Annotated in this window: 18 protein-coding genes and 3 tRNA genes; 8 read left to right on the top strand and 13 right to left on the bottom strand. The window is 67.1% G+C overall.

Annotation, left to right across the window (positions count from 1 at the left end; genetic code table 11):
- Positions 1 to 20 precede the first annotated feature (20 nt).
- Positions 21 to 94, top strand: a tRNA-Ile gene (locus tag E3T49_RS09040).
- A gap of 42 nt (positions 95 to 136) precedes the next feature.
- Positions 137 to 209: transfer RNA gene (locus E3T49_RS09035), tRNA-Ala, on the top strand.
- A gap of 321 nt (positions 210 to 530) precedes the next feature.
- Here the strand turns inward: E3T49_RS09035 and E3T49_RS09030 are convergent.
- On the bottom strand, positions 531 to 1,070 hold the full coding sequence (locus E3T49_RS09030) for a magnesium transporter CorA family protein (protein WP_134424606.1): 540 nt from the start codon (positions 1,068 to 1,070) through the stop codon (positions 531 to 533).
- Positions 1,071 to 1,194: 124 nt separating this feature from the next.
- Here E3T49_RS09030 and E3T49_RS09025 point away from each other — a divergent pair, with 124 nt between their 5' ends.
- Both E3T49_RS09025 and E3T49_RS09020 read left to right on the top strand, forming a co-directional pair.
- Positions 1,195 to 1,734, top strand: a complete 540-nt coding sequence (locus E3T49_RS09025) for a peptidylprolyl isomerase (RefSeq protein ID WP_134370585.1) — start codon at positions 1,195 to 1,197, stop codon at positions 1,732 to 1,734.
- 10 nt (positions 1,735 to 1,744) lie between these two features.
- Positions 1,745 to 2,575, top strand: a complete 831-nt coding sequence (locus tag E3T49_RS09020; RefSeq protein ID WP_134424605.1) for a rhomboid family intramembrane serine protease — start codon at positions 1,745 to 1,747, stop codon at positions 2,573 to 2,575.
- Here E3T49_RS09020 and E3T49_RS09015 read toward each other — a convergent pair.
- The 5 genes from E3T49_RS09015 to E3T49_RS08995 form a co-directional block, all read right to left on the bottom strand.
- Complete coding sequence (locus E3T49_RS09015) at positions 2,572 to 3,291, bottom strand: glycosyltransferase family 2 protein (protein ID WP_134424604.1); 720 nt, start codon at positions 3,289 to 3,291, stop codon at positions 2,572 to 2,574. The two genes, E3T49_RS09020 and E3T49_RS09015, sit on opposite strands and share 4 nt — an antisense overlap.
- The gene (locus E3T49_RS09010; protein ID WP_134424603.1) at positions 3,288 to 4,688 is read right to left on the bottom strand and encodes a PIG-L family deacetylase; all 1,401 of its coding nucleotides are present in this window, start codon (positions 4,686 to 4,688) and stop codon (positions 3,288 to 3,290) included. The genes E3T49_RS09015 and E3T49_RS09010 overlap by 4 nt, the downstream gene beginning before the upstream one ends.
- Positions 4,682 to 5,746: an acyl-CoA dehydrogenase middle domain-containing protein gene (locus E3T49_RS09005; protein WP_134424602.1), complete on the bottom strand. Its 1,065-nt coding sequence runs from the start codon at positions 5,744 to 5,746 to the stop codon at positions 4,682 to 4,684. Before E3T49_RS09005 ends, E3T49_RS09010 begins: the two co-directional genes overlap by 7 nt.
- Positions 5,743 to 6,237 (bottom strand): Dps family protein, encoded by a 495-nt coding sequence (locus E3T49_RS09000; RefSeq protein WP_134424601.1) that lies wholly within the window; start codon positions 6,235 to 6,237, stop codon positions 5,743 to 5,745. Before E3T49_RS09000 ends, E3T49_RS09005 begins: the two co-directional genes overlap by 4 nt.
- Before the next feature lie 217 nt (positions 6,238 to 6,454).
- Positions 6,455 to 6,700 carry a cell division protein CrgA gene (locus E3T49_RS08995; RefSeq protein WP_134424600.1) on the bottom strand — a complete coding sequence of 82 codons (246 nt, stop codon included), beginning with the start codon at positions 6,698 to 6,700 and terminating at the stop codon, positions 6,455 to 6,457.
- 83 nt (positions 6,701 to 6,783) lie between these two features.
- Here E3T49_RS08995 and E3T49_RS08990 point away from each other — a divergent pair, with 83 nt between their 5' ends.
- The 3 genes from E3T49_RS08990 to E3T49_RS08985 are packed head-to-tail and all read left to right on the top strand — an operon-like array spanning position 6,784 to position 8,408.
- The gene (locus E3T49_RS08990) at positions 6,784 to 7,602 is read left to right on the top strand and encodes a class E sortase (protein ID WP_134424599.1); all 819 of its coding nucleotides are present in this window, start codon (positions 6,784 to 6,786) and stop codon (positions 7,600 to 7,602) included.
- 9 nt (positions 7,603 to 7,611) lie between these two features.
- Positions 7,612 to 7,773, top strand: coding sequence for a DUF4175 domain-containing protein (locus tag E3T49_RS16170; protein ID WP_166785507.1), 162 nt, complete (start codon positions 7,612 to 7,614; stop codon positions 7,771 to 7,773).
- Positions 7,770 to 8,408 (top strand): anthranilate synthase component II, encoded by a 639-nt coding sequence (locus E3T49_RS08985; RefSeq protein ID WP_134424598.1) that lies wholly within the window; start codon positions 7,770 to 7,772, stop codon positions 8,406 to 8,408. Before E3T49_RS16170 ends, E3T49_RS08985 begins: the two co-directional genes overlap by 4 nt.
- Before the next feature lie 19 nt (positions 8,409 to 8,427).
- Here the strand turns inward: E3T49_RS08985 and pknB are convergent, their stop codons facing one another.
- The 7 genes from pknB to E3T49_RS08950 form a co-directional block, all read right to left on the bottom strand.
- Positions 8,428 to 10,125, bottom strand: a complete 1,698-nt coding sequence (gene pknB, locus E3T49_RS08980; RefSeq protein WP_134424597.1) for a Stk1 family PASTA domain-containing Ser/Thr kinase — start codon at positions 10,123 to 10,125, stop codon at positions 8,428 to 8,430.
- 63 nt (positions 10,126 to 10,188) lie between these two features.
- Positions 10,189 to 11,898 (bottom strand): serine/threonine-protein kinase, encoded by a 1,710-nt coding sequence (locus E3T49_RS08975; protein ID WP_134424596.1) that lies wholly within the window; start codon positions 11,896 to 11,898, stop codon positions 10,189 to 10,191.
- Positions 11,895 to 13,346: a peptidoglycan D,D-transpeptidase FtsI family protein gene (locus E3T49_RS08970; protein WP_134424595.1), complete on the bottom strand. Its 1,452-nt coding sequence runs from the start codon at positions 13,344 to 13,346 to the stop codon at positions 11,895 to 11,897. The genes E3T49_RS08975 and E3T49_RS08970 overlap by 4 nt, the downstream gene beginning before the upstream one ends.
- A complete protein-coding gene (locus E3T49_RS08965; RefSeq protein WP_134424594.1) occupies positions 13,346 to 14,743 on the bottom strand; it encodes an FtsW/RodA/SpoVE family cell cycle protein in 1,398 nt (465 codons plus the stop codon). Before E3T49_RS08965 ends, E3T49_RS08970 begins: the two co-directional genes overlap by 1 nt.
- On the bottom strand, positions 14,727 to 15,956 hold the full coding sequence (locus tag E3T49_RS08960) for a PP2C family protein-serine/threonine phosphatase (protein WP_134424593.1): 1,230 nt from the start codon (positions 15,954 to 15,956) through the stop codon (positions 14,727 to 14,729). The genes E3T49_RS08965 and E3T49_RS08960 overlap by 17 nt, the downstream gene beginning before the upstream one ends.
- 4 nt (positions 15,957 to 15,960) lie before the next feature.
- Complete coding sequence (locus E3T49_RS08955; RefSeq protein ID WP_134424592.1) at positions 15,961 to 16,530, bottom strand: FHA domain-containing protein FhaB/FipA; 570 nt, start codon at positions 16,528 to 16,530, stop codon at positions 15,961 to 15,963.
- The gene (locus E3T49_RS08950) at positions 16,527 to 17,279 is read right to left on the bottom strand and encodes an FhaA domain-containing protein (RefSeq protein WP_134424591.1); all 753 of its coding nucleotides are present in this window, start codon (positions 17,277 to 17,279) and stop codon (positions 16,527 to 16,529) included. Before E3T49_RS08950 ends, E3T49_RS08955 begins: the two co-directional genes overlap by 4 nt.
- A gap of 240 nt (positions 17,280 to 17,519) precedes the next feature.
- Between E3T49_RS08950 and E3T49_RS08945 the strand changes: the two genes are divergently transcribed.
- A tRNA-Leu gene (locus E3T49_RS08945) sits at positions 17,520 to 17,603 on the top strand.
- The last annotated feature ends 117 nt before the right edge of the window (positions 17,604 to 17,720 follow it).

Below are 17,720 nucleotides of genomic sequence, written 5' to 3'. Positions count from 1 at the left end.
TCTCAAACCTGCCCAAAGAGGGGGATATAGCTCAGTTGGTTAGAGCGCTTCGCTGATAACGAAGAGGTCCCAGGTTCAAATCCCGGTATCCCCACGCAAGAGTCACCACCACAGCACACACTCCCCGTGAACATGCGGGGCCATAGCTCAATTGGTAGAGCGCCTGCTTTGCAAGCAGGAGGTCCGGGGTTCGATTCCCCGTGGCTCCACAAATGAGTAACGCCCGGCCCCGCACTTTGGGGCCGGGCGTTACTCATTTAATAGAACACTGCGAATCGAACCCGCAGTGAGCGACGAAGGAGCGAACGAAGGGGCTCCCCGTGGCAGATCCCTGGCTCGGAGGCGCGAAGCCCCTCCACAGCGCTCAGGCCGCCCCCTGAGCGCTCTCAAGGCCCATCAGGCCTGCGGGGACCGCTACGAGGCGCCGTGCCCGCAGTGCCCTGACGCAGCCCCCTCACGCACACAAAAGGGGAGGGCCCGCATCCACTGGATGCGGGCCCTCCCCTGAGTAGCTGAACTCGTGCTGAGGACTAGTCCTCGACCGACGTGGCGGCGGCGGGCTCGTCTTCGGCGACCCACAGCTCGTCATCGGCGCGGAAGGTCTGCCAGACGGCGTACGCGACGCCGGCGGCGGCCGCCAGGGCGACACCGAGCGCGATGTAGGTGCCGGCGCCCGGGCCCTTCTTCTCGATCACAACGGGCTTCTGGAACCGCACGCGGTTCAGCGCAGCGCGAACTCGTGCGTCGCGTGCGATGTCCCCGACGCTCATCACGGAGCCGATGGCCGTGCCGATTCCACTGCCGATGCCGGGGAGCACCCGGTCGACGACCTGGTGGCGCACGCCTTCTGCCATGTCCTGAGTGGCCTGCACTCCGGGGCGAAGGAGGTGATCGTAGCTATCACGCACGCGGGGTACTACTTCTTCGCGGGTGAGGATGCCGGCCTGGCGGCTGGCCTCCCGTGCGATGGCGTTGGCACGCTCAAGCACTTCCTGCTGGTTGTTCCATAATTCGTCTGCGCTCTTACGCAGCCGAGTAAGTTCCTTGCGGCGCTTGCGTGACAGGCTCATCTGGACCCTCCATCGATGTCATGTGGCTAACACTGTCCATCTTGCCACGCAATCGTCTGGGAGGGCTCTGGGTGCGCGGGTGTCCATCGGATTGCCCGAATTCGGCTGTGCAAGAATTGGTGCCATGTCTAAGCACACCGCTGTCGCCACTCTCAACACCACCCTCGGACCGATCAAGGTCAACCTCTTCGGCAATCACGCGCCGAAGACCGTCAAAAACTTCGTCGGTCTCGCGACCGGTGAGATCGAGTGGAAGCACCCTGCCACCGGTCAGACCTCCAACGCGCCGCTCTACGACGGCACGGTCTTCCACCGCATCATCAAGGACTTCATGATCCAGGCCGGCGACCCGCTCGGCCAGGGCACCGGTGGACCGGGCTACCAGTTCGACGATGAAATCAACCCTGACCTCGACTTCACCCAGCCCTACGTGCTCGCCATGGCGAACGCGGGTATCCAGGGCGGCCGCGGAACCAACGGCTCGCAGTTCTTCATCACCGTCGTGCCGACCACCTGGCTGCAGGGCAAGCACACCATCTTCGGCGCCGTCGAAGACGAGGACTCCCGTGCGATCGTCGCGAAGCTCGCGACGGTTCCCACCGACGGCCGCGACCGTCCGTTGACGGAAGTTGTCATCGAGAGCGTCACCGTCGAGCAGGTCTAGGCTCCCTTCGATGACAGACCTGCCCGGAACCGCCGCGAACTTCTGCTACCGGCATCCGGGCAGGCAGAGCTTCATCCTCTGCCAGCGTTGCGGCCGCACGATCTGCCCCGACTGCCAGACGCAGGCCGCCGTCGGCGTGATCTGCCCCGAGTGCATGGCGGAGCAGCGCAAGAACGCCCCGCGCACCAAGCCGGCCGTGCTGACCCGGCTCACCCGGTCCTCGCACCCGGTGACGACCACGATCGTCGTCATCACGATGGCGGTGTATCTGCTGCAGTTCGTTCTGGGTGACGATCTCACCAGGATCCTCTGGTACGCGGGCGTCTACTCGTATCCCGGGAATTTCGAGCCGTGGCGGATGCTGACCAGCGTCCTGGTGCACGGCTCCATCTTCCACGTGCTGCTGAACATGTACACACTGTGGATCTTCGGGCAGATCCTCGAGGGAATGCTCGGCCGGGGGCGGTTCCTCGCCCTCTACCTGCTGAGTGGTCTTGCCGGATCACTGGGTGTCCTGTTCCTGTCCGATCCGCGCATTCCGGTGGTCGGCGCATCCGGGGCCATTTTCGGTCTGATGGGTGCGTTCCTGGTCATCCAGAGACGCCTGGGCGGCAACGCGACCCAGCTGTTGATCCTGGTCGGGATCAACCTCGTGATCGGCTTCCTGCCGGGGCTGAACGTGGCCTGGCAGGCGCACGTCGGTGGTCTGGTGGCCGGAGCCGTGATCGGGTTGATCTTCGTTCAGACCCGCCGCATCAAGCAGCAGAGGTTGCAGACGGTGCTGATCACTGCTTTCGGGGCGGTGCTGGGCCTGCTCAGCCTGTCGATGTTCCTGGTCTAGGGGAGCGCTTCGGCGGCCTGGTCACGCAGATAGCCGGCGAAGCCCGCCGGGGCGCGTCCGGTGAGCCGTCCGGAGGTGAGCACCGGAATCAGCTCGGTGCGGATCTCGCTCACCCGGAGGCTGCGCAGGTCGGAGACCAGCCGAACGTCTTCGTGCCCGTCGACGCGGGCGAATTCCCCGGCCTGAAGGTACCGGTCGGCGCGCACGCCGAGGTTCGCGCCATGAACATGGCCGTGCCCCTCGACCAGGCGGTGCTGGGCGTCCCACCGTTCCCGGACGCCGTCGGCCAACCCCTCATCGGGAATCACGGTTCCCAGCACGAGATCGACCGAGTTGCGGGCGAACGCGAGCTGCGCGGACAGCCAGTTCGGCGGCACGGCGGAGTCGGCGTCCGTCGACGCGATCCAGGTTGCCGAGGTGAAATGGTCCGACGTAGGCAACAGATGCCGGACACCGGTGCGGCGGGCGGCCCCGACGGCCCCACTGTTCGTGCTGATGCTCTCGATCTTCGGCCAGGCCGCGGCGATGGCGGCCGTGCCATCGCTGCACCGATCGAGCACGACCACGACGTCGATGACGGGAGGTGCCTGGCCGGCCACGTCGCCGACCTCCGCGATGGCCTCGTCAAGCGCCGAAAGGCAGCGCGGCAGGAGCTCCTCCTCGTTGCGGGCCGGTACGACGACGACGACCCGGTCGATCGAATCCTGCCGGCTCACGGCACCAGGCCTTCACGTTGGGCGACGGAGCGCGCCGGCGCCGCTTCGAACACCTCGAGCAGGAAATCGCGCTCCCGATGCTGCACCGTGCGCTCGATCCCGGCCAGCCGGCCGAGTTCGGCGTGCACCTGGTCCCCGGTCAGTGGATACTCCGGCACCGGATGCCTCCAGTGGCAGGCCACGATCGCCCCACCGTCCGAGATGCTGTCGCGGCAGCGCGCGAGCAGCTCGGTCAGTTCTTCCGCGGAAAAATAGTAGCCGACCTCAGAGAGCACGATCAGGTCGAACGAGCCGTCCGGCCAGTCGGCAGGCAGGGTTCGCCGTGCGAAGGTGACGCCTGGGCGGTCGGCCAGCCGGGCGCGAGCCACCCGGAGCGGCTGCTCCGCAATGTCCACTGCGACGACGCTGTCGCACCTGTCGGCCAGACCGGCCGTGAGCACGCCGATCGAGCAGCCCAGTTCCAGCGCCGCCTGGAATCGTGGGCGGGGCAGCGCCGCCAGAGTGACGAAGCGTTTTCGCTCCTCATACCAGCGGGTCTCGAAGCCCCACGGATCGCGCTTTCCGGCGTAGAAGTCCTCAAAGAAGGCTCCGGACAGGCTCGGCCTGGCCTCGGCCTCCGGCCGGGTCTCCGGTTCACTCTCGCTCTGGATGAATGTCTCGTAGCCGCGCTCGAAGTGCGCACTGAAACTCGCCTGGATGATCGGTTCGTCGCCGGGTAGGTCGGAGAGCGGTTGCACCTGGCTGCGATGCAGGGTCATCGCCCGGGACTTGCGCCTGCTGTCTTCGGGTGCAAGGTCCAGAGTCCGCACCGAGACGTGCGACCAGACCGGGTCGACCGGGGTAGACCAGTGCCAGGCCCAGATCGGGTATTCGAGGAGCCGGATACTTCGGTCTCCAGCCGCGTGGCGGCCTGCCTCGGCCGCCGCCGCGTGGTCCGGGTGGCCGTCGAGACGCCAGGGGGTCACCAGCCAGGTTCCCGGGCCGTCGTCTCCGATGGCGTCGGAGATCGCGCGCGCCGCGTCCTGCAGATGCCCGGCGAGGGATCCGTCGGGAAGTCCGACGAGGCGAACCAGCGCCGTGGGCGCCAGGGCGGCGACGGCGGCGGTCACCTCGAGTCGGCGCAGTGCCACGAGACGAGCGGGGTCGTGCGTGCTGGAGCCGGGGTGGGACGCCTCGCCGTTGGTGAGCACCACCACGGTCACCGGAAGGCCGGCCCGGGCGGCCCGGGCGATCAGCCCGCCGGCGCCGAGGGTCTCATCGTCGGGGTGCGCCGCGACCACGACGAGTTGGCGCAGTTCATCGACGTGCAGTTCCTCCGGTGGGCGTTGTGGCGAGCGGTGCGCAACCGCCCAGACGTTCTCGGACGTGCCGACCTCCGTGTGCTGGAACGTCACCATGGGGACACCCCCGACTCCCGCAGGCGTCGCCCGAGGGCCGCATCGTCACGTTCGGCGTGGTGCTGGCGAACATAGAGCTGCAGGTCGGCGACGCGGGCGGCATGCCGGGCGTCGAAGGCGAGCGGGGCGGGGCCGAGTGCATGGCCCGCGCGGGTGATCACCGCGTCGACAGTGTGTGCGACCTGGCCCCGCACTCGCGCCGCGAGGAGGGCGCCCTGCTCGCCGCCGGCCTCTCCGGCGTCGATCGCCGCCGCGGCGGCGGCCAGGGAGGTCCTCGCGGCAGTCAGGGCGAGGTCGAGGGCGCCCAGGTGGGCGAGCGCGATCTGATCGGGTTCCCGCTCGAGCACGGACTCCCAGACGCGTCGGGCCAGGCCGACGGCTCCACCCCACCAGCAGGCCGCGACGCCGATCCCGCCCCAGGCGAAGCCCGGCCGGCGGAGGTACCAGCCGTCGGCTCCGACCGGCCGCGCGGCAATGTCCTGGAATTCCACCGGCCCGCTCGGCACGCCGGGGAGCCCTCGGCCCACCCACATATCGGTGCGGGCGGTGATTCCAGGGTCGGCGAGGGCAACCACGAACAGGCGCCGGGTGGTGGGGGAGGTGTGCGCGGTGATCAGGGCATGGCTGAGTGAGCCGGCGAGCGAGCACCAGGGTTTCGTTCCGTCGAGTCGCCACTGTTGGGCGCCGGTCGGTCGCGCGACGAGGCGAGCCCCCGCGCCTTCGGCGGCGAAGACGCCCCAGGTCGGTTCCGTGCCTCCGTCCGCGACCAGCACGGCCGGATCCAGGGCGGCCTGATCGAGGATGGAGAGCGCATCAAGGTGAGCCTCGGCCACTCTGGCCGCCGTGAGGTCCATGGCGGCCAGAGTGGCCAGGGTTTCGAAGAGCCGGAGCGTCTGCCCTGACCCCGGGCGGGGAACGGAGGCGCCGAGGGTGCGGGACAGCTCCAGGGCTCGCGCAGCGTCTCCGTTCACGGCGAAGGCCGCCGCGGCGGTGCCCCGCAGGCCGGATTCCGCTGTTCTCTTACCCGGTGCCGTCAGCCAGACCGGCTCCCGGCTCAAGCCTTGCCGGCCGGCTTGGTCGAGGACTTGGACGTGGGCTTTCGCGGGGTGCGGTTCTCGGCGCTGACCATCCAGGAATACTGCTCCAGCTTCTCGATGAAGGCGTGCAGGATGTCGGCGCTCGTCGGGTCCTCCTCGTCGACCGCGTCGTGCACGGCCCGGATGTTGTCGACGGTCGCATCGAGACGGTCGGTGACGAGGCCGACGGTCTCCGTGGTGTCCACCTCACCGGCCGGGAACTTGGGCAGGTGGGTGGTTGCGGTGACAGTTTCGCTCCGGCCGTCCGGCAGGGCGTCGAGGGCGCGCATCCGCTCGGCGAGCTGGTCGGAGAACAGCCGGGCATCGTCGATGATCTCGTCGAGCTGCAGGTGCAGATCCCGGAAGTTCTTGCCCACGACGCTCCAGTGCGCCTGCTTGCCCTGAACGTGCAACTCAATCAGGTCGACGAGAACGGACTGCAGGTTGGAGCCCAGTTGTGCTGATGCCTTCATAGCGTTGCGCCTCTCTCACACGACGGAAACACAGTTCGGCCGCTTTTCGACCGGTGCCCCCCGTTTGGTTTACACAGCAGCTTAGCCACGGATGCGCGCGAACACCGGGCACCCGAGGGGCGTTGCCGCGGCCGGGAAGTTATCCACAGGTTATCCACATGGGGATAATTACACCGTTGTCATTCTCGGTGTGAGAGGGGCGAATTCAGGGGGAGCGCTAGCGCCAACGCGTGGTCATCAGGAAGCCGACGAAGGCGATCCCGAAGCCGACCATGATGTTCCACGACCCGAAACTGGCCACCGGCAGGGTGCCCTGGCTCACATAGAACACGATGATCCAGGCCAGGCCGATGAGCATGAAGCCGAACATCACCGGTTTGAACCACACGGGGTTCGGACCGGCCTCACCGGAGCGGACGACCTCGGTGCGGGCGGGCTTCGTTCGGGGATTCGCACGTGACATGCCTGCGATTCTAGCGCCTTTGGCTGAAACCCGACGCAGGCATCCGCCGGGTGGCGCGCACCTCCACGATTAGAATCGAGACCATGTCCGAGCGAGAAGAAATGCCTCCCGCTGAGCCGACCCGCCGAGCCCTGCGCCACCGCGGCCGCCGGGCGCGGGTCAGCGTCGTGGGCGTGCTCGGTGAGTTGCTCATCACCGCCGGTGTGCTCGTTCTCGCCTTCCTCGGCTGGCAACTCTGGTGGAATGACATGGTTATGGCGGGCCAGCAATCGACTGCCGCCGCCGAAATCAGTCAAACCTGGATCGACGCCGACGTCTCCAACCGGGATCCTGCCGCCGCCCCGGAAGTGGATGCTGCCGAAGCGGTGGATTTCGGCGAACCGGTCGTCGCTGAGACAGCGGGGGAGTCCGAATCCTTCGCCGTGCTCTACGTGCCGCGTTTCGGGGCGGACTACAACCGGTCCATCGCCGAGGGGATCGGCAACGACGTGCTCAACAGCTCCCGTTCGGGGATCGGCCACTACCCGGGCACCCAGATGCCGGGTGAGGTCGGCAATTTCGCCCTGGCGGCGCACCGCAGCGCCAACGGCGGCGGGATGCACCGGATCAATGAGCTCCGGCTGGGAGACGCGATCTACGTGCAGACCGCGGACGGCTATTACACCTACCGGTTCCGCGATCTCGAATATGTGGCTCCGACCGCGGTGGATGTCATCGCACCGGTGCCGCACAACGCGGTGGCCGCTCCGGTGGACCGGTTCATCACCCTCACGAGCTGCAACCCACTGCTGTCCACGGCCGAGCGCATCATCGCGTACGGTGTTCTCGAGTCCTGGCAGCCGACATCCGCCGGCCCGCCGGCCGAGGTCGCGGCCGTTATCGACGCCCAGGCCCAGGGCTAGGAGGCCACTATGTACGCTGCGCTCTGGCGGCTTCTACCCGGACCGTTGTGGCTTCGGATCGTGCTCGTGTTCGTTCTGCTGGCCATCGTTCTGTTCACCCTGTCCACCTGGGTCTTCCCATGGGTGGATTCCATTGTCAACAACCAGGAAGTCACGGTGGGACGCCCATGACCCGCATCCTCGTCATCGATAACTACGACAGTTTCGTCTACACGCTCAACGGGTACCTGATGGAACTCGGGGCCGAAACCGTCGTGCTGCGCAACGACGCCTTCGAGCCCGCGGACGCCGCGGCCCGGATTGCGGAGTTCGACGGCGTTCTCCTCTCGCCCGGGCCCGGCAAACCGTCTGACGCCGGGGTCTCCATCGCCATCGTGCGAGCCGCCGTCGATTCAGGACTGCCCCTGTTCGGCGTCTGCCTGGGTCATCAGGCGATCGCGGAGGCCTTCGGGGCCACGGTCACCAACGCCGAAGAACTCATGCACGGCAAGACCAGTCAGATCACGCACGACGGCAGCGACTTCTACGACGGTGTGCCGCAGCCCTTCACGGCCACGCGCTACCACTCCCTCGCCGTGGTCGACGGGACGGTGCCGAGTGAGCTGATCGTCACCTCGCGCACCCAGGGCGGCGTGATCATGGGCCTGCGGCATGTGAGCGCACCGATCCTGGGAGTCCAGTTCCATCCCGAGTCCGTCCTGACCGAGGGCGGCTACACAATGGTCGCCAACTGGCTCGCCCTGGCCGGCCTACCCGAGGCGCGGGAGACGGCGAAGGGTCTCACGCCCATGCTGAAGCTCAGCTGACCGTCGGCCGGGAGCGTGATCAGCCGGCGCAGTAGAACAGCGTGACCTCGGACTTCTGGGGCACATCACCCGGGGCAAGGGACTGTTTGGTCACCGGGGAGCCGGCCTCCAGCGGGCATGTGTCGTCGGGTGTGGGAATGCTGATCAGCTGCAGGTCGGCGCTGTTGAGCAGATCGGTCGCGGCGCTCAGAGCCTGACCCTCCAGATCGGGGAGGGCGACGAGCCCACTCGAAACGATGAAGTTGACCGTCACGCCGGTCTTCTCCATCGAAGCGGCAGCCGGGTCGGTGCGGAGCACCAGTCCAGCCGCGACGTCCGGGGAATTCTCCCGGGTCACCGACCCGGGGGTGAGGCCCAGGTCCGTGATCGCGGTCTGAGCGTCTGCCAGTGGCTGGTTCGTGACATCCGGAACATCGACCGGCTGAGCCCCCGTCGAGATGTACACCCGGATCAGGTCGGTCGGTTGGGCGATCGTTCCGGCGGGCGGGTCGGTGCGGATGACCTGGTCCTTGGCCACGGTGGCGCTGGGCTCCTCGGCACGGATGGCGGCGAGGTCCTGATCCAGCAGGGAGGTCTGCGCCTGGTCGTAGCTGAGCCCGGTGAGAGACGGCACCCGGCGGGAGTTGTCGGGCAGATCACTGCTCGGGGTGAGGCTGAAGGCCCAGATCATCACGGACAGCACGATGACGACGACACTCAGGATGCCCGCCCAGATCCAGATCACGGGCGGCCGGCGCTGCGTGCGCACCATGGACTCGTCCTCGGAGAGCTGCTTGAGGGCGAGCTCGGAGGCGGACGCGGACAGCGGGGCAGCCGCGAACAGGCCGCCACCGGAGTCGTCGGCGCTGTGGAAGACCGGGATCTGGCCGCCGGCGGCCAGATCGACGTCGGCACGGAAATCGACGGCGCTCTGATAACGATCGAAACGATCCTTGGCCAGTGCGTGCAGTACGACGGCGTCGAGGGCGGGGGACACCTTCGGGTTGATCGAGCTCGGCTTGACCGGAGTCTCGCTCACATGCTGGTAGGCCACGGCCACGGGGGACTCGCCGCGGAACGGCGCTCGTCCGGCGAGCATTTCAAACAGGACGACACCGGTGGAGTACAGGTCGGTGCGGGCATCCACCGACTCGCCCTTGGCCTGCTCGGGAGAGAAGTAGGAGGCCGTGCCGAGGATCGCCGTGGTCTGCGCCACCGTCGTCGAGGAGTCCGAGATGGCACGGGCGATACCGAAGTCCATCACCTTTACCTGGCCGGTCCTGGTGATCATGATGTTGCCCGGTTTGATGTCGCGGTGCACGACACCGGCCCGGTGTGAGTACTCGAGGGCGGTCAGAACGCCGTCGATGATGCGCACGGCCTCGTCGGCCTGGAGCGGACCCTCCCGGATGATGTCCTTGAGCAGGCGGCCGTCGACGTATTCCATCACGATGAACGGGATCTGCGACTCGTGCCCGCTGCTTTCGACGATCGTCTCCTCGCCCGCGTCGAAGACCCGCACGATGGTGGGGTGAGCCATGCGAGCGGCTGCCTGTGCCTCCTGGCGGAAGCGGGTGCGGAACGCCGGGTCGGCGGCGAGGGACGACTTGAGCAGCTTGATCGCGACCGTGCGGCCGAGCCGGGAATCGGTGCCGATGTGCACGTCGGACATCCCACCGCGCCCGATGTGTGCCCCCACACGGTACCGGCCAGCGAGAAGTCGGCCTTCATCAGTCACAGCATTACTCCCAGGTCGCAGACACAGATCTTCGTACTTTAGCGGTAACTCCTCACGCGGCGGCTATCCTGCCGGCGCTGCCGTGACCGTGACCGCAGTCGATGATGCTGAGTAGTCGGATGAGACCTGGCCGCAGATATAGCGGAACTTGACCGTGAAGGTTCCGGCGTCGGGACCCGTGGTGATCGTGGTCGAGGTGGCGTCCGGGCCAAGCGCGCCGGGGGACTCGGCCGCGCCGTCGGCGACGACCTCATAGCCCGACAGGGTCTGGCCGCTGGGGCAGGACTGGGCCGCCCAGCTGACCGTCACCGGGGTGCCGGCGACGGCCGTCGCCGGGGCAACCGTGGGTGCCGCCGTCGGGGCGTCGGGGGTCTCGGCGGCGCCGTAGACCTTGACCGTGATGGTGGAGCCCTTCGTGACCGGGCCGGTCGGGTTCACCTCATAGACGGTGTCGGCGATCTGGTCCTCGGTTGCTGCGGCGTTGCCGGTCTGGACATCCGCGACCAGCCCGAGACCGGAGAGCTTGTCGCGGGCCTCCCCACTGGTCAGGCCCTGGAAATCAGCCAGGCTGACCTCGACGGTGGTGACCGCCGGCGCCTGTGTCGGGGTCGGTTTCGGTGTCGCCGTGGGCGTCTTGGTCGGCGTCGGCGTGGCGGATGCCGTGGGCTTATCCACCGGAGTGCTCGGATCGTCCTGTGTGAACAGGGCGATCAGGGTGCCGGTGAGAACGAGGGCGAGCAGCGCGATCAAGGCGATCAGAGGCCAGGTCCACGGGCTGCGCTTCTTCTTCTCCTCGTCGGTTTCCGTCGCGATCGTGGACGAACGCGTCGCGGGCCCACCGGTGTTCAGCACCGTGGTGGCTGCCATACCGGCTGCGCCGGGCATCAGCATGGTCGCTGAGGTCGGCGTGACACCGTTCATGATCGCGGGCACGGATGCCGCAGCCGCCGCGATGTCACCGCGGCGAAGGGCTGCGGCGGCGCGGGACAGGTGCGCGGCCGAGGCCGGCCGGTCGGCCGGGTTCTTGGCCAGGCAGGAGATCACCAGGTTGCGCACCGGCTCCGACACCGTTTCGGGCAGGTCGGGAGCGGTCTCGTTGATCTGGGCCATGGCGATCGCGACCTGCGACTCGCCCGTGAAGGGGCGGCGGCCGGCGAGGCTCTCGTAGGCGACGATCCCCAGAGAATAGATATCCGTGGTCGGCGAGGCGGAGCGACCGCTGGCCTGCTCGGGAGAGAGGTACTGCACCGTGCCCATGACCTGGCCGGTTGCCGTCAGCGGCACCTGGTCGGCGATCCGGGCGATGCCGAAGTCGGTGATCTTGACGCGGCCTTCGGGCGTGATCAGGAGGTTGCCCGGCTTGATGTCACGGTGCACGAGGCCCGCGGCGTGGGCAGCGTGCAGTGCGGCAGCCGTCTGCGACACGATGTCGAGGACCTTGTCGGCGGGAAGCACGTGGTCACGTTCGAGGATCGTGGACAGTGCCTCGCCGGGGACGAGTTCCATCACCAGGAAGGCGCTGCCGTCTTCTTCGCCGTAGTCGAACACGTTGGCGATGCCTTCGTGGTTGACCAGGGCGGCGTGCCGGGCCTCGGCGCGGAAGCGCTCGAGGAACCCGGGGTCACCGAGGTACTCGTCCTTGAGGATCTTGATGGCGACCGTGCGGCCGATTACGAGGTCGACGGACTTCCAAACCTCGCCCATCCCGCCAATGGCGATCCGGGACTGCAGTTCGTATCGTCCCCCGAAGGTGAGCCCTGATGTAGGTCTCATTTGTTCAGCACCGCCTCTAGTACCTGCTTTGCAATTGGTGCGGCAAGCAGATTGCCGTACCCCGTCTGGCCCATTCCCCCGCCGTCTTCAACGAGAACGGTGATCGCGTATTTCGGATCCGCCGCAGGGGCGAAACCGGTGAACCACAGTGTGTAGGGCTCGTCTTCGGCGTTCTCCGCCGTCCCCGTTTTTCCTGCCACATCGACCCCGTCTATTCTTGCATTGCTGGCGGCGCCATCCTGGACTCCATTGACCATCATTTGGGTTAAGGTTGCGGCCGTTTCAGCGCTCATCACCCGTTCCCTGGTCTGTGGCTCGAAGACCTGAATCGGACTCAGGTCGGGGGCCGTCACCTTGTCCACCAGGTTGGGGGCCATCAGCACACCGCCGTTGGCGATCGCGGCCGAGACCATCGCCATCTGCATCGCTGTTGCCCGCACATCCGTCTGGCCGAAGGCCGACAGGGCGGTCTGCGCGTCGTCGAGAACGGTGGGGTACACGCTCTGGGACACGTCGAGGGGAATCGAGTAGTCGCTGTTGAAGCCGAATTTCTCGGCCGTTGCGCGGATGGCGTCGTCTCCCAGTTGCAGCCCGAGTTCCGCCAGCGGAATGTTGCAGGACTGCTTGAGGGCGGTCGCGATGGTGACCGTGTCGCCGCCGCCGCACGTTCCGCCGCCGGAGTTGATGACGATCGACGACGACCCCGGCAACTGGTAGGTGGCCGGGTTGGGGAACGTGCTCTCCGGGGTGAACTTGCCCGATTCGAGCGCGGCGGTCACCACCACCAGTTTGAACACCGAGCCAGGGGGGTTGAGAGCATTGATGGACCGGTCGATCAGCGGGTCGGACTCGTCGTTGAGCAGGGCCTGGTAGCTGTCGGTGACCTGCTGGTCGTCGTGCACGGTGAGCAGGTTCGGGTCATAGCTGGGCTTGGACACCATGGCGAGGACGCGGCCGGTCGCCGGCTCGGTGACTACGACCGACCCGGTGAGGTCGCCGAGGGCATCCCAGGCGGCCTGCTGCGCGACGGGGTCGATGGTGGCCTCGACGGATGCCCCCTTGGGGCTCTGGCCCGTGATCAGGGCGTTCATCTTGTCGAAGAACTGGGCGTCCGAGGTTCCGCTGAGTTCGCTGTTGAGGGCGTGCTCGAGGCCGGTCGGCGCTCCGTTGAGGGGGATGAACCCGGTGACCGGGGCGTAGAGCGGGCCGTTGCTGTAGGTGCGCTGGAACTTGTATTCGTCGTCGGCGGGCATCGACTGGGCGATCGGCTCACCCGCGACGAGGATGGGACCGCGCTCGATGGAATAGCTGTCGTACAGCGTGCGGGTGTTGCGGGCATCCGCGGACAGGCTGTCAGCCTGGAACACCTGCACGATCGTCGTCGAGGCGAGGAGAGCGACGAACATGAGCAGCACGACCATGCTCACTCGCTTGAGTTCACGATTCATCAGACCACCAGCCTGGGTTGGTTGCGCACTGTGTCTGACAGGCGCAGGAGCAGGGCCACAATGATCCAGTTCGCCACGAGGGAGGACCCGCCCGCGGCCAGGAACGGGGTCGTCAGCCCGGTGAGCGGAATCACCCGGGTGACGCCGCCGATCACGATGAAGCACTGCAGTGCGATGACGAAGGAGAGACCGACGCCCAGCAGCTTGCCGAAATCGTCGTTGCCGGCGAAACCGATGCGGAAGCCGCGCGCGACGAGGAGCAGGTAGAGGGCCAGGATCGCGAAGATGCCGGCCAGGCCGAGTTCCTCGCCGAGGCTGGCGATGATGTAGTCACTCTGCGGGACCGGAGTGATTTCCGGACGCCCCTGGCCGAGGCCCGTGCCGACGAGGCCGCCCTTGGCGAGGCCGAAGAGGCCCTGCACCAGCTGGTAGCTGCCGCCGTCGGCCGTGTAGACATCCGGGTTGAGGGCGTCGAGCCAGTTCTGGAACCGGCCGTTGACGTAGTCCAGGGTCTGGCTGGCGACGAGGGCGCCGCCCAGGAAGAGGGACATGCCGAGCAGAACCCAGCTGAGCCGGCCCGTGGCGAGGTAGAGCATGACCAGGAACAGTCCGAAGTAGAGCAGGGCGGTGCCGAGGTCGCGCTGGAAGATGATGACGGACATGGACAACGCCCAGACCACGAGGATCGGGCCGAGGTCGCGCAGGCGCGGGAACCGCATCCAGAGGAACTTCTTGCCCACCATGGAGAGGCTGTCGCGGTTGCGCACGAGGTAGCCGGCGAAGAAGACCGCCAGGGCGATCTTCGCGATCTCACCCGGCTGGAAGGTCGCGAAGGAGCCGATTCCGATCCAGACGCGCGCTCCGCTGACCTCGCGGCCGAGGCCGGGCACGAGGGGGAGCAGCAGAAGGGCCACACCGACGAAACCGGCGATGTAGGTGTACCGGAACAGCACTCGGTGATTGCGGATGATCAGCAGGACCGCGATGGCGCAGCCGATCGCCAGGGCGCTCCAGATGGTCTGGCGCACGGAGGCGCTGGACAGGCCCGTCTCCTGGTTGGCCAGGTCGATGCGGTAGATCATGGCGATCCCGAGGCCGTTGAGCAGGGTGGCGATGGGCAGGATGAAGGGGTCGGCCTCGCGGGCCACGAAGCGCAGCACCACGTGCATGCCCAGCACCATCACCGAGAGGCCGGCGCCGAGCAGGACGAGGGTGGTGTCGATGCGGCCGAGCGCGCCGAGCTGCACGAGCACAACGCTGGCGGCGTTGATGCCGCAGGCGATGAGCAGCAGGAACAACTCGAGGTTGCGCAGCTTCTGTGGCAGATGCAGGCGACGCACGCGGGGCGGGCGCGCCGGCGCATCCGTCGTCGTTGACCGGTTACTGGACGCTGGCATCTTGAAGCCGTTCGACGATGAGCATGGCGTCCGCGAGGGACGTTGCGCTGATGGTTTGTTCGACCTGCTGCCGGTCGTAGACCCGCAACTCGGACAGTTCCAGGTCGGTGTCCTCGTAGACGGAGGAGAGGGAGAGCGGGCCGAGGTCCTGCTGCACGCCCTGGAAGATCGCGACCGTGCTGCCCTCCACCCCCACGTAGTAGCGGCTCTGGGTCCACTGGTAACCGAAGAACCCGGCGCCGACGATGGTCAGGACCAGCAGGGTGATGCCGACCAGCCAGGTGACCTTGCGCCGGCGTGCACGGCGGTTGTCCTCTTCGATCAGCTCGGAGAGATAGTCCTGGGAGTCGGGCTCGAAGTGTGTCTCCCGCACGGGGTGCAGGCGCAGGCTGGACATGCGCAGCGCCCGACCGCGGGTGGGCTCTTCGCCGAAGGCCAGAGGGGCGGATGCCGACCCGACCATGACGGGGGAGTCGACCCGGTCGACGGGCGAGCCGATGTCGACGACGACGATGGTGACATTGTCGGGCGCCCCGCCGTCGAGGCTTTCCTTGACCAGGCGGTCGGTGACGCCCTGCGCGTCGAGAGGGCTGAGCAGAGCCGCGGCGATGCCCGTGTTGGAGACCACGCCGCTGAGGCCGTCGGAGCAGATCAGCCAGCGGTCGCCGGCGAACGTGGCGAGGATCGAGGTGTCGATCTCCGGGGACGACTCGACGTCGCCGAGCACCCGCATCAGCACGGAGCGGCGCGGATGCACCATGGCTTCCGCCTCGGTGATGCGGCCGCTGTCGACGAGGCGCTGAACGAAGGTGTGGTCGATCGTGATCTGCGACAGCTCACCCTCACGGAGCAGGTAGATGCGCGAGTCGCCGATGTGGGCGATGGCGACCTCGTCTTGCAACACGATGATGGCGCTGACAGTGGTGCCCATGCCGGTGAGTTCGGGGTGCTCGAACACCGTCTCGGCCAGCTGCGAGTTGGCGGCGATCAGTGCGGCCTGCAGGGCGAACTCGGCGTCTTGCGGCGACTGGTAGTCCCGGTCGGCTTCCGTGATGCGCTTGGTGGCGATCGCCGAGGCGACGTCGCCGCCGGCGTGGCCGCCCATCCCGTCGGCCACCAGGAAGAGATGGCGCCCGGAATAACCGGAGTCCTGGTTGTTGGACCGAATCTTTCCAACGTGGGACGCGGCCGCGCTGTGACTGACTGTCGCCATGCAGCTACCGCCGGAGCTCGAAGCTGGTTGCGCCGATCTTGACCGTGGTGTTCAGCGGGACCGGCGTGGGGACCGCCAGGCGGTTGCCGTCGAGGAAGGTGCCGTTGGTCGAATCGAGGTCCTGGATCATCCATTTGTCATGCCAGAGCATCAGGCGTGCGTGGTGGGTGGACGTGTAGTCGTCACGGATGACGAGGCTGGAGTCGCCGGACCGGCCGATGGTGATCGAGTCGCCGGTGAGGGGGAACTCGGTGCCCGCCTTCGGGCCGGAGGTGATCACGAGGCGGGTCGCGTTCTGGCTGGTGGCCTTGTCGTCCACGTCAGTGAACGCCGGGCTGGGCCTGGCTGCGAACTGCTCGGTGGGCGCGGATGCCGCGGCCGCGGGGGGCAGGGTGACAGGGCTCGGGAACGCGGCGGGCGCACCGACCGGTGCACCGGCATCCGGCTGCATCTTGCGTGCGCGGTGGCCGAACAGGTCGCTGCGAAGCGCGTAGACGATACCGAAGATGAACAGCCACAGCACCAGAAGGAAGCCGAGGCGCAGCACCAGCAGGGTGAGTTCGCTGACGCTCATGCGTTGGGCCCCCAGAATCCGTCCATGTCATGCCGTTCGCGGCCGCCGTCGCGCCGACGCTCGCTGACGGGCTCGGACGACGACGAGGCCTGCGCGATGACGCGGAAGACGATGCGGGTGCGACCGATGGTGACGACGGAATCGGGTTCCAGGATCGCCTGCTTGACCGGCGAACCGTTGAGCTGGGAGCCGTTGGTCGAGCCCAGGTCGCGCACCTGGGCTCGGGAGCCGTCCCAGAGGATCTCGACGTGACGGCGGGAGGTGCCGGAGTCGTCGATGGTGATGTCGGCGTCACTGCCACGGCCGATGACGGTGTGCGACTGGGTCAGGGGGTAACGCTTGCCGTTGACTTCGACCACGGGGATCCAGGCGACGCTGCCCTTGATGGTGCTGGAGTCGATCTGGACCATTCCCTCACTGAGGCCGCGGTCGGCGGAGAGGCTGATGGAGACGCCGCCGGCGAACTGGTAGCGCTGATCCCGGCCATGCTCTTGCACGAGTGAGGTGAGTTCGTCGAGGAGGGTCTGACCGAGGGCGGACATGCGCTGGAAGTCGGTGTTGCTCATCCGAACCGTGAAGCGATTGGGCGCGAGAATGCGATCGCGGGACACAACCGCCGCTTTCGTGTCGAGTTCGCGACGCAACGCTGAGGTGATTTCCACCGGCTGCAGCCCCGACTTGAAGGTCTTGGCGAACGCACCGTTGACGGCACGCTCGAGACCCTTTTCAAAACTATCCAGAATGCCCACAGGTCTCCCGATCCGATCCTTTCGGCTATGAGCATGTTACTTGTCTCAAGTGTTAACTCACCCGCCGGGCAATACCCGGCAAGGGTTGTCATCCTACGGGAGCGCGTCCGTGTCGCCACTTCGGGGGCATTTTCCTGTGCGGTCGGGGATGCCCGCCACGCCGTGCAGCCCTGTGTTTCGCGGGGCCCGTCTGCCTCGAATGGCGGAGTGCCCTCGGAAAGTGCTAATCTTCCTAAGTTCGCGCGAGTGGCGGAATTGGCAGACGCGCTGGCTTCAGGTGCCAGTGTTCGAAAGGACGTGGGGGTTCAAGTCCCCCCTCGCGCACAGTGAACAAGACGGGTTGATTGCCAACAACCCAATCGGACAGAAAGGCCCCCGAGAAATCGGGGGCCTTTTGTCGTTCTCACGGTGAATCGGGTGCTGGTGGCGTTCGGAACACGG

The organism is Cryobacterium cryoconiti (genome assembly GCF_004403065.1).
Lineage (GTDB): Bacteria > Actinomycetota > Actinomycetes > Actinomycetales > Microbacteriaceae > Cryobacterium > Cryobacterium cryoconiti.
Note: the sequence above shows the minus strand (reverse complement) of the source record. Positions and strands in the feature narration are given on the sequence as shown.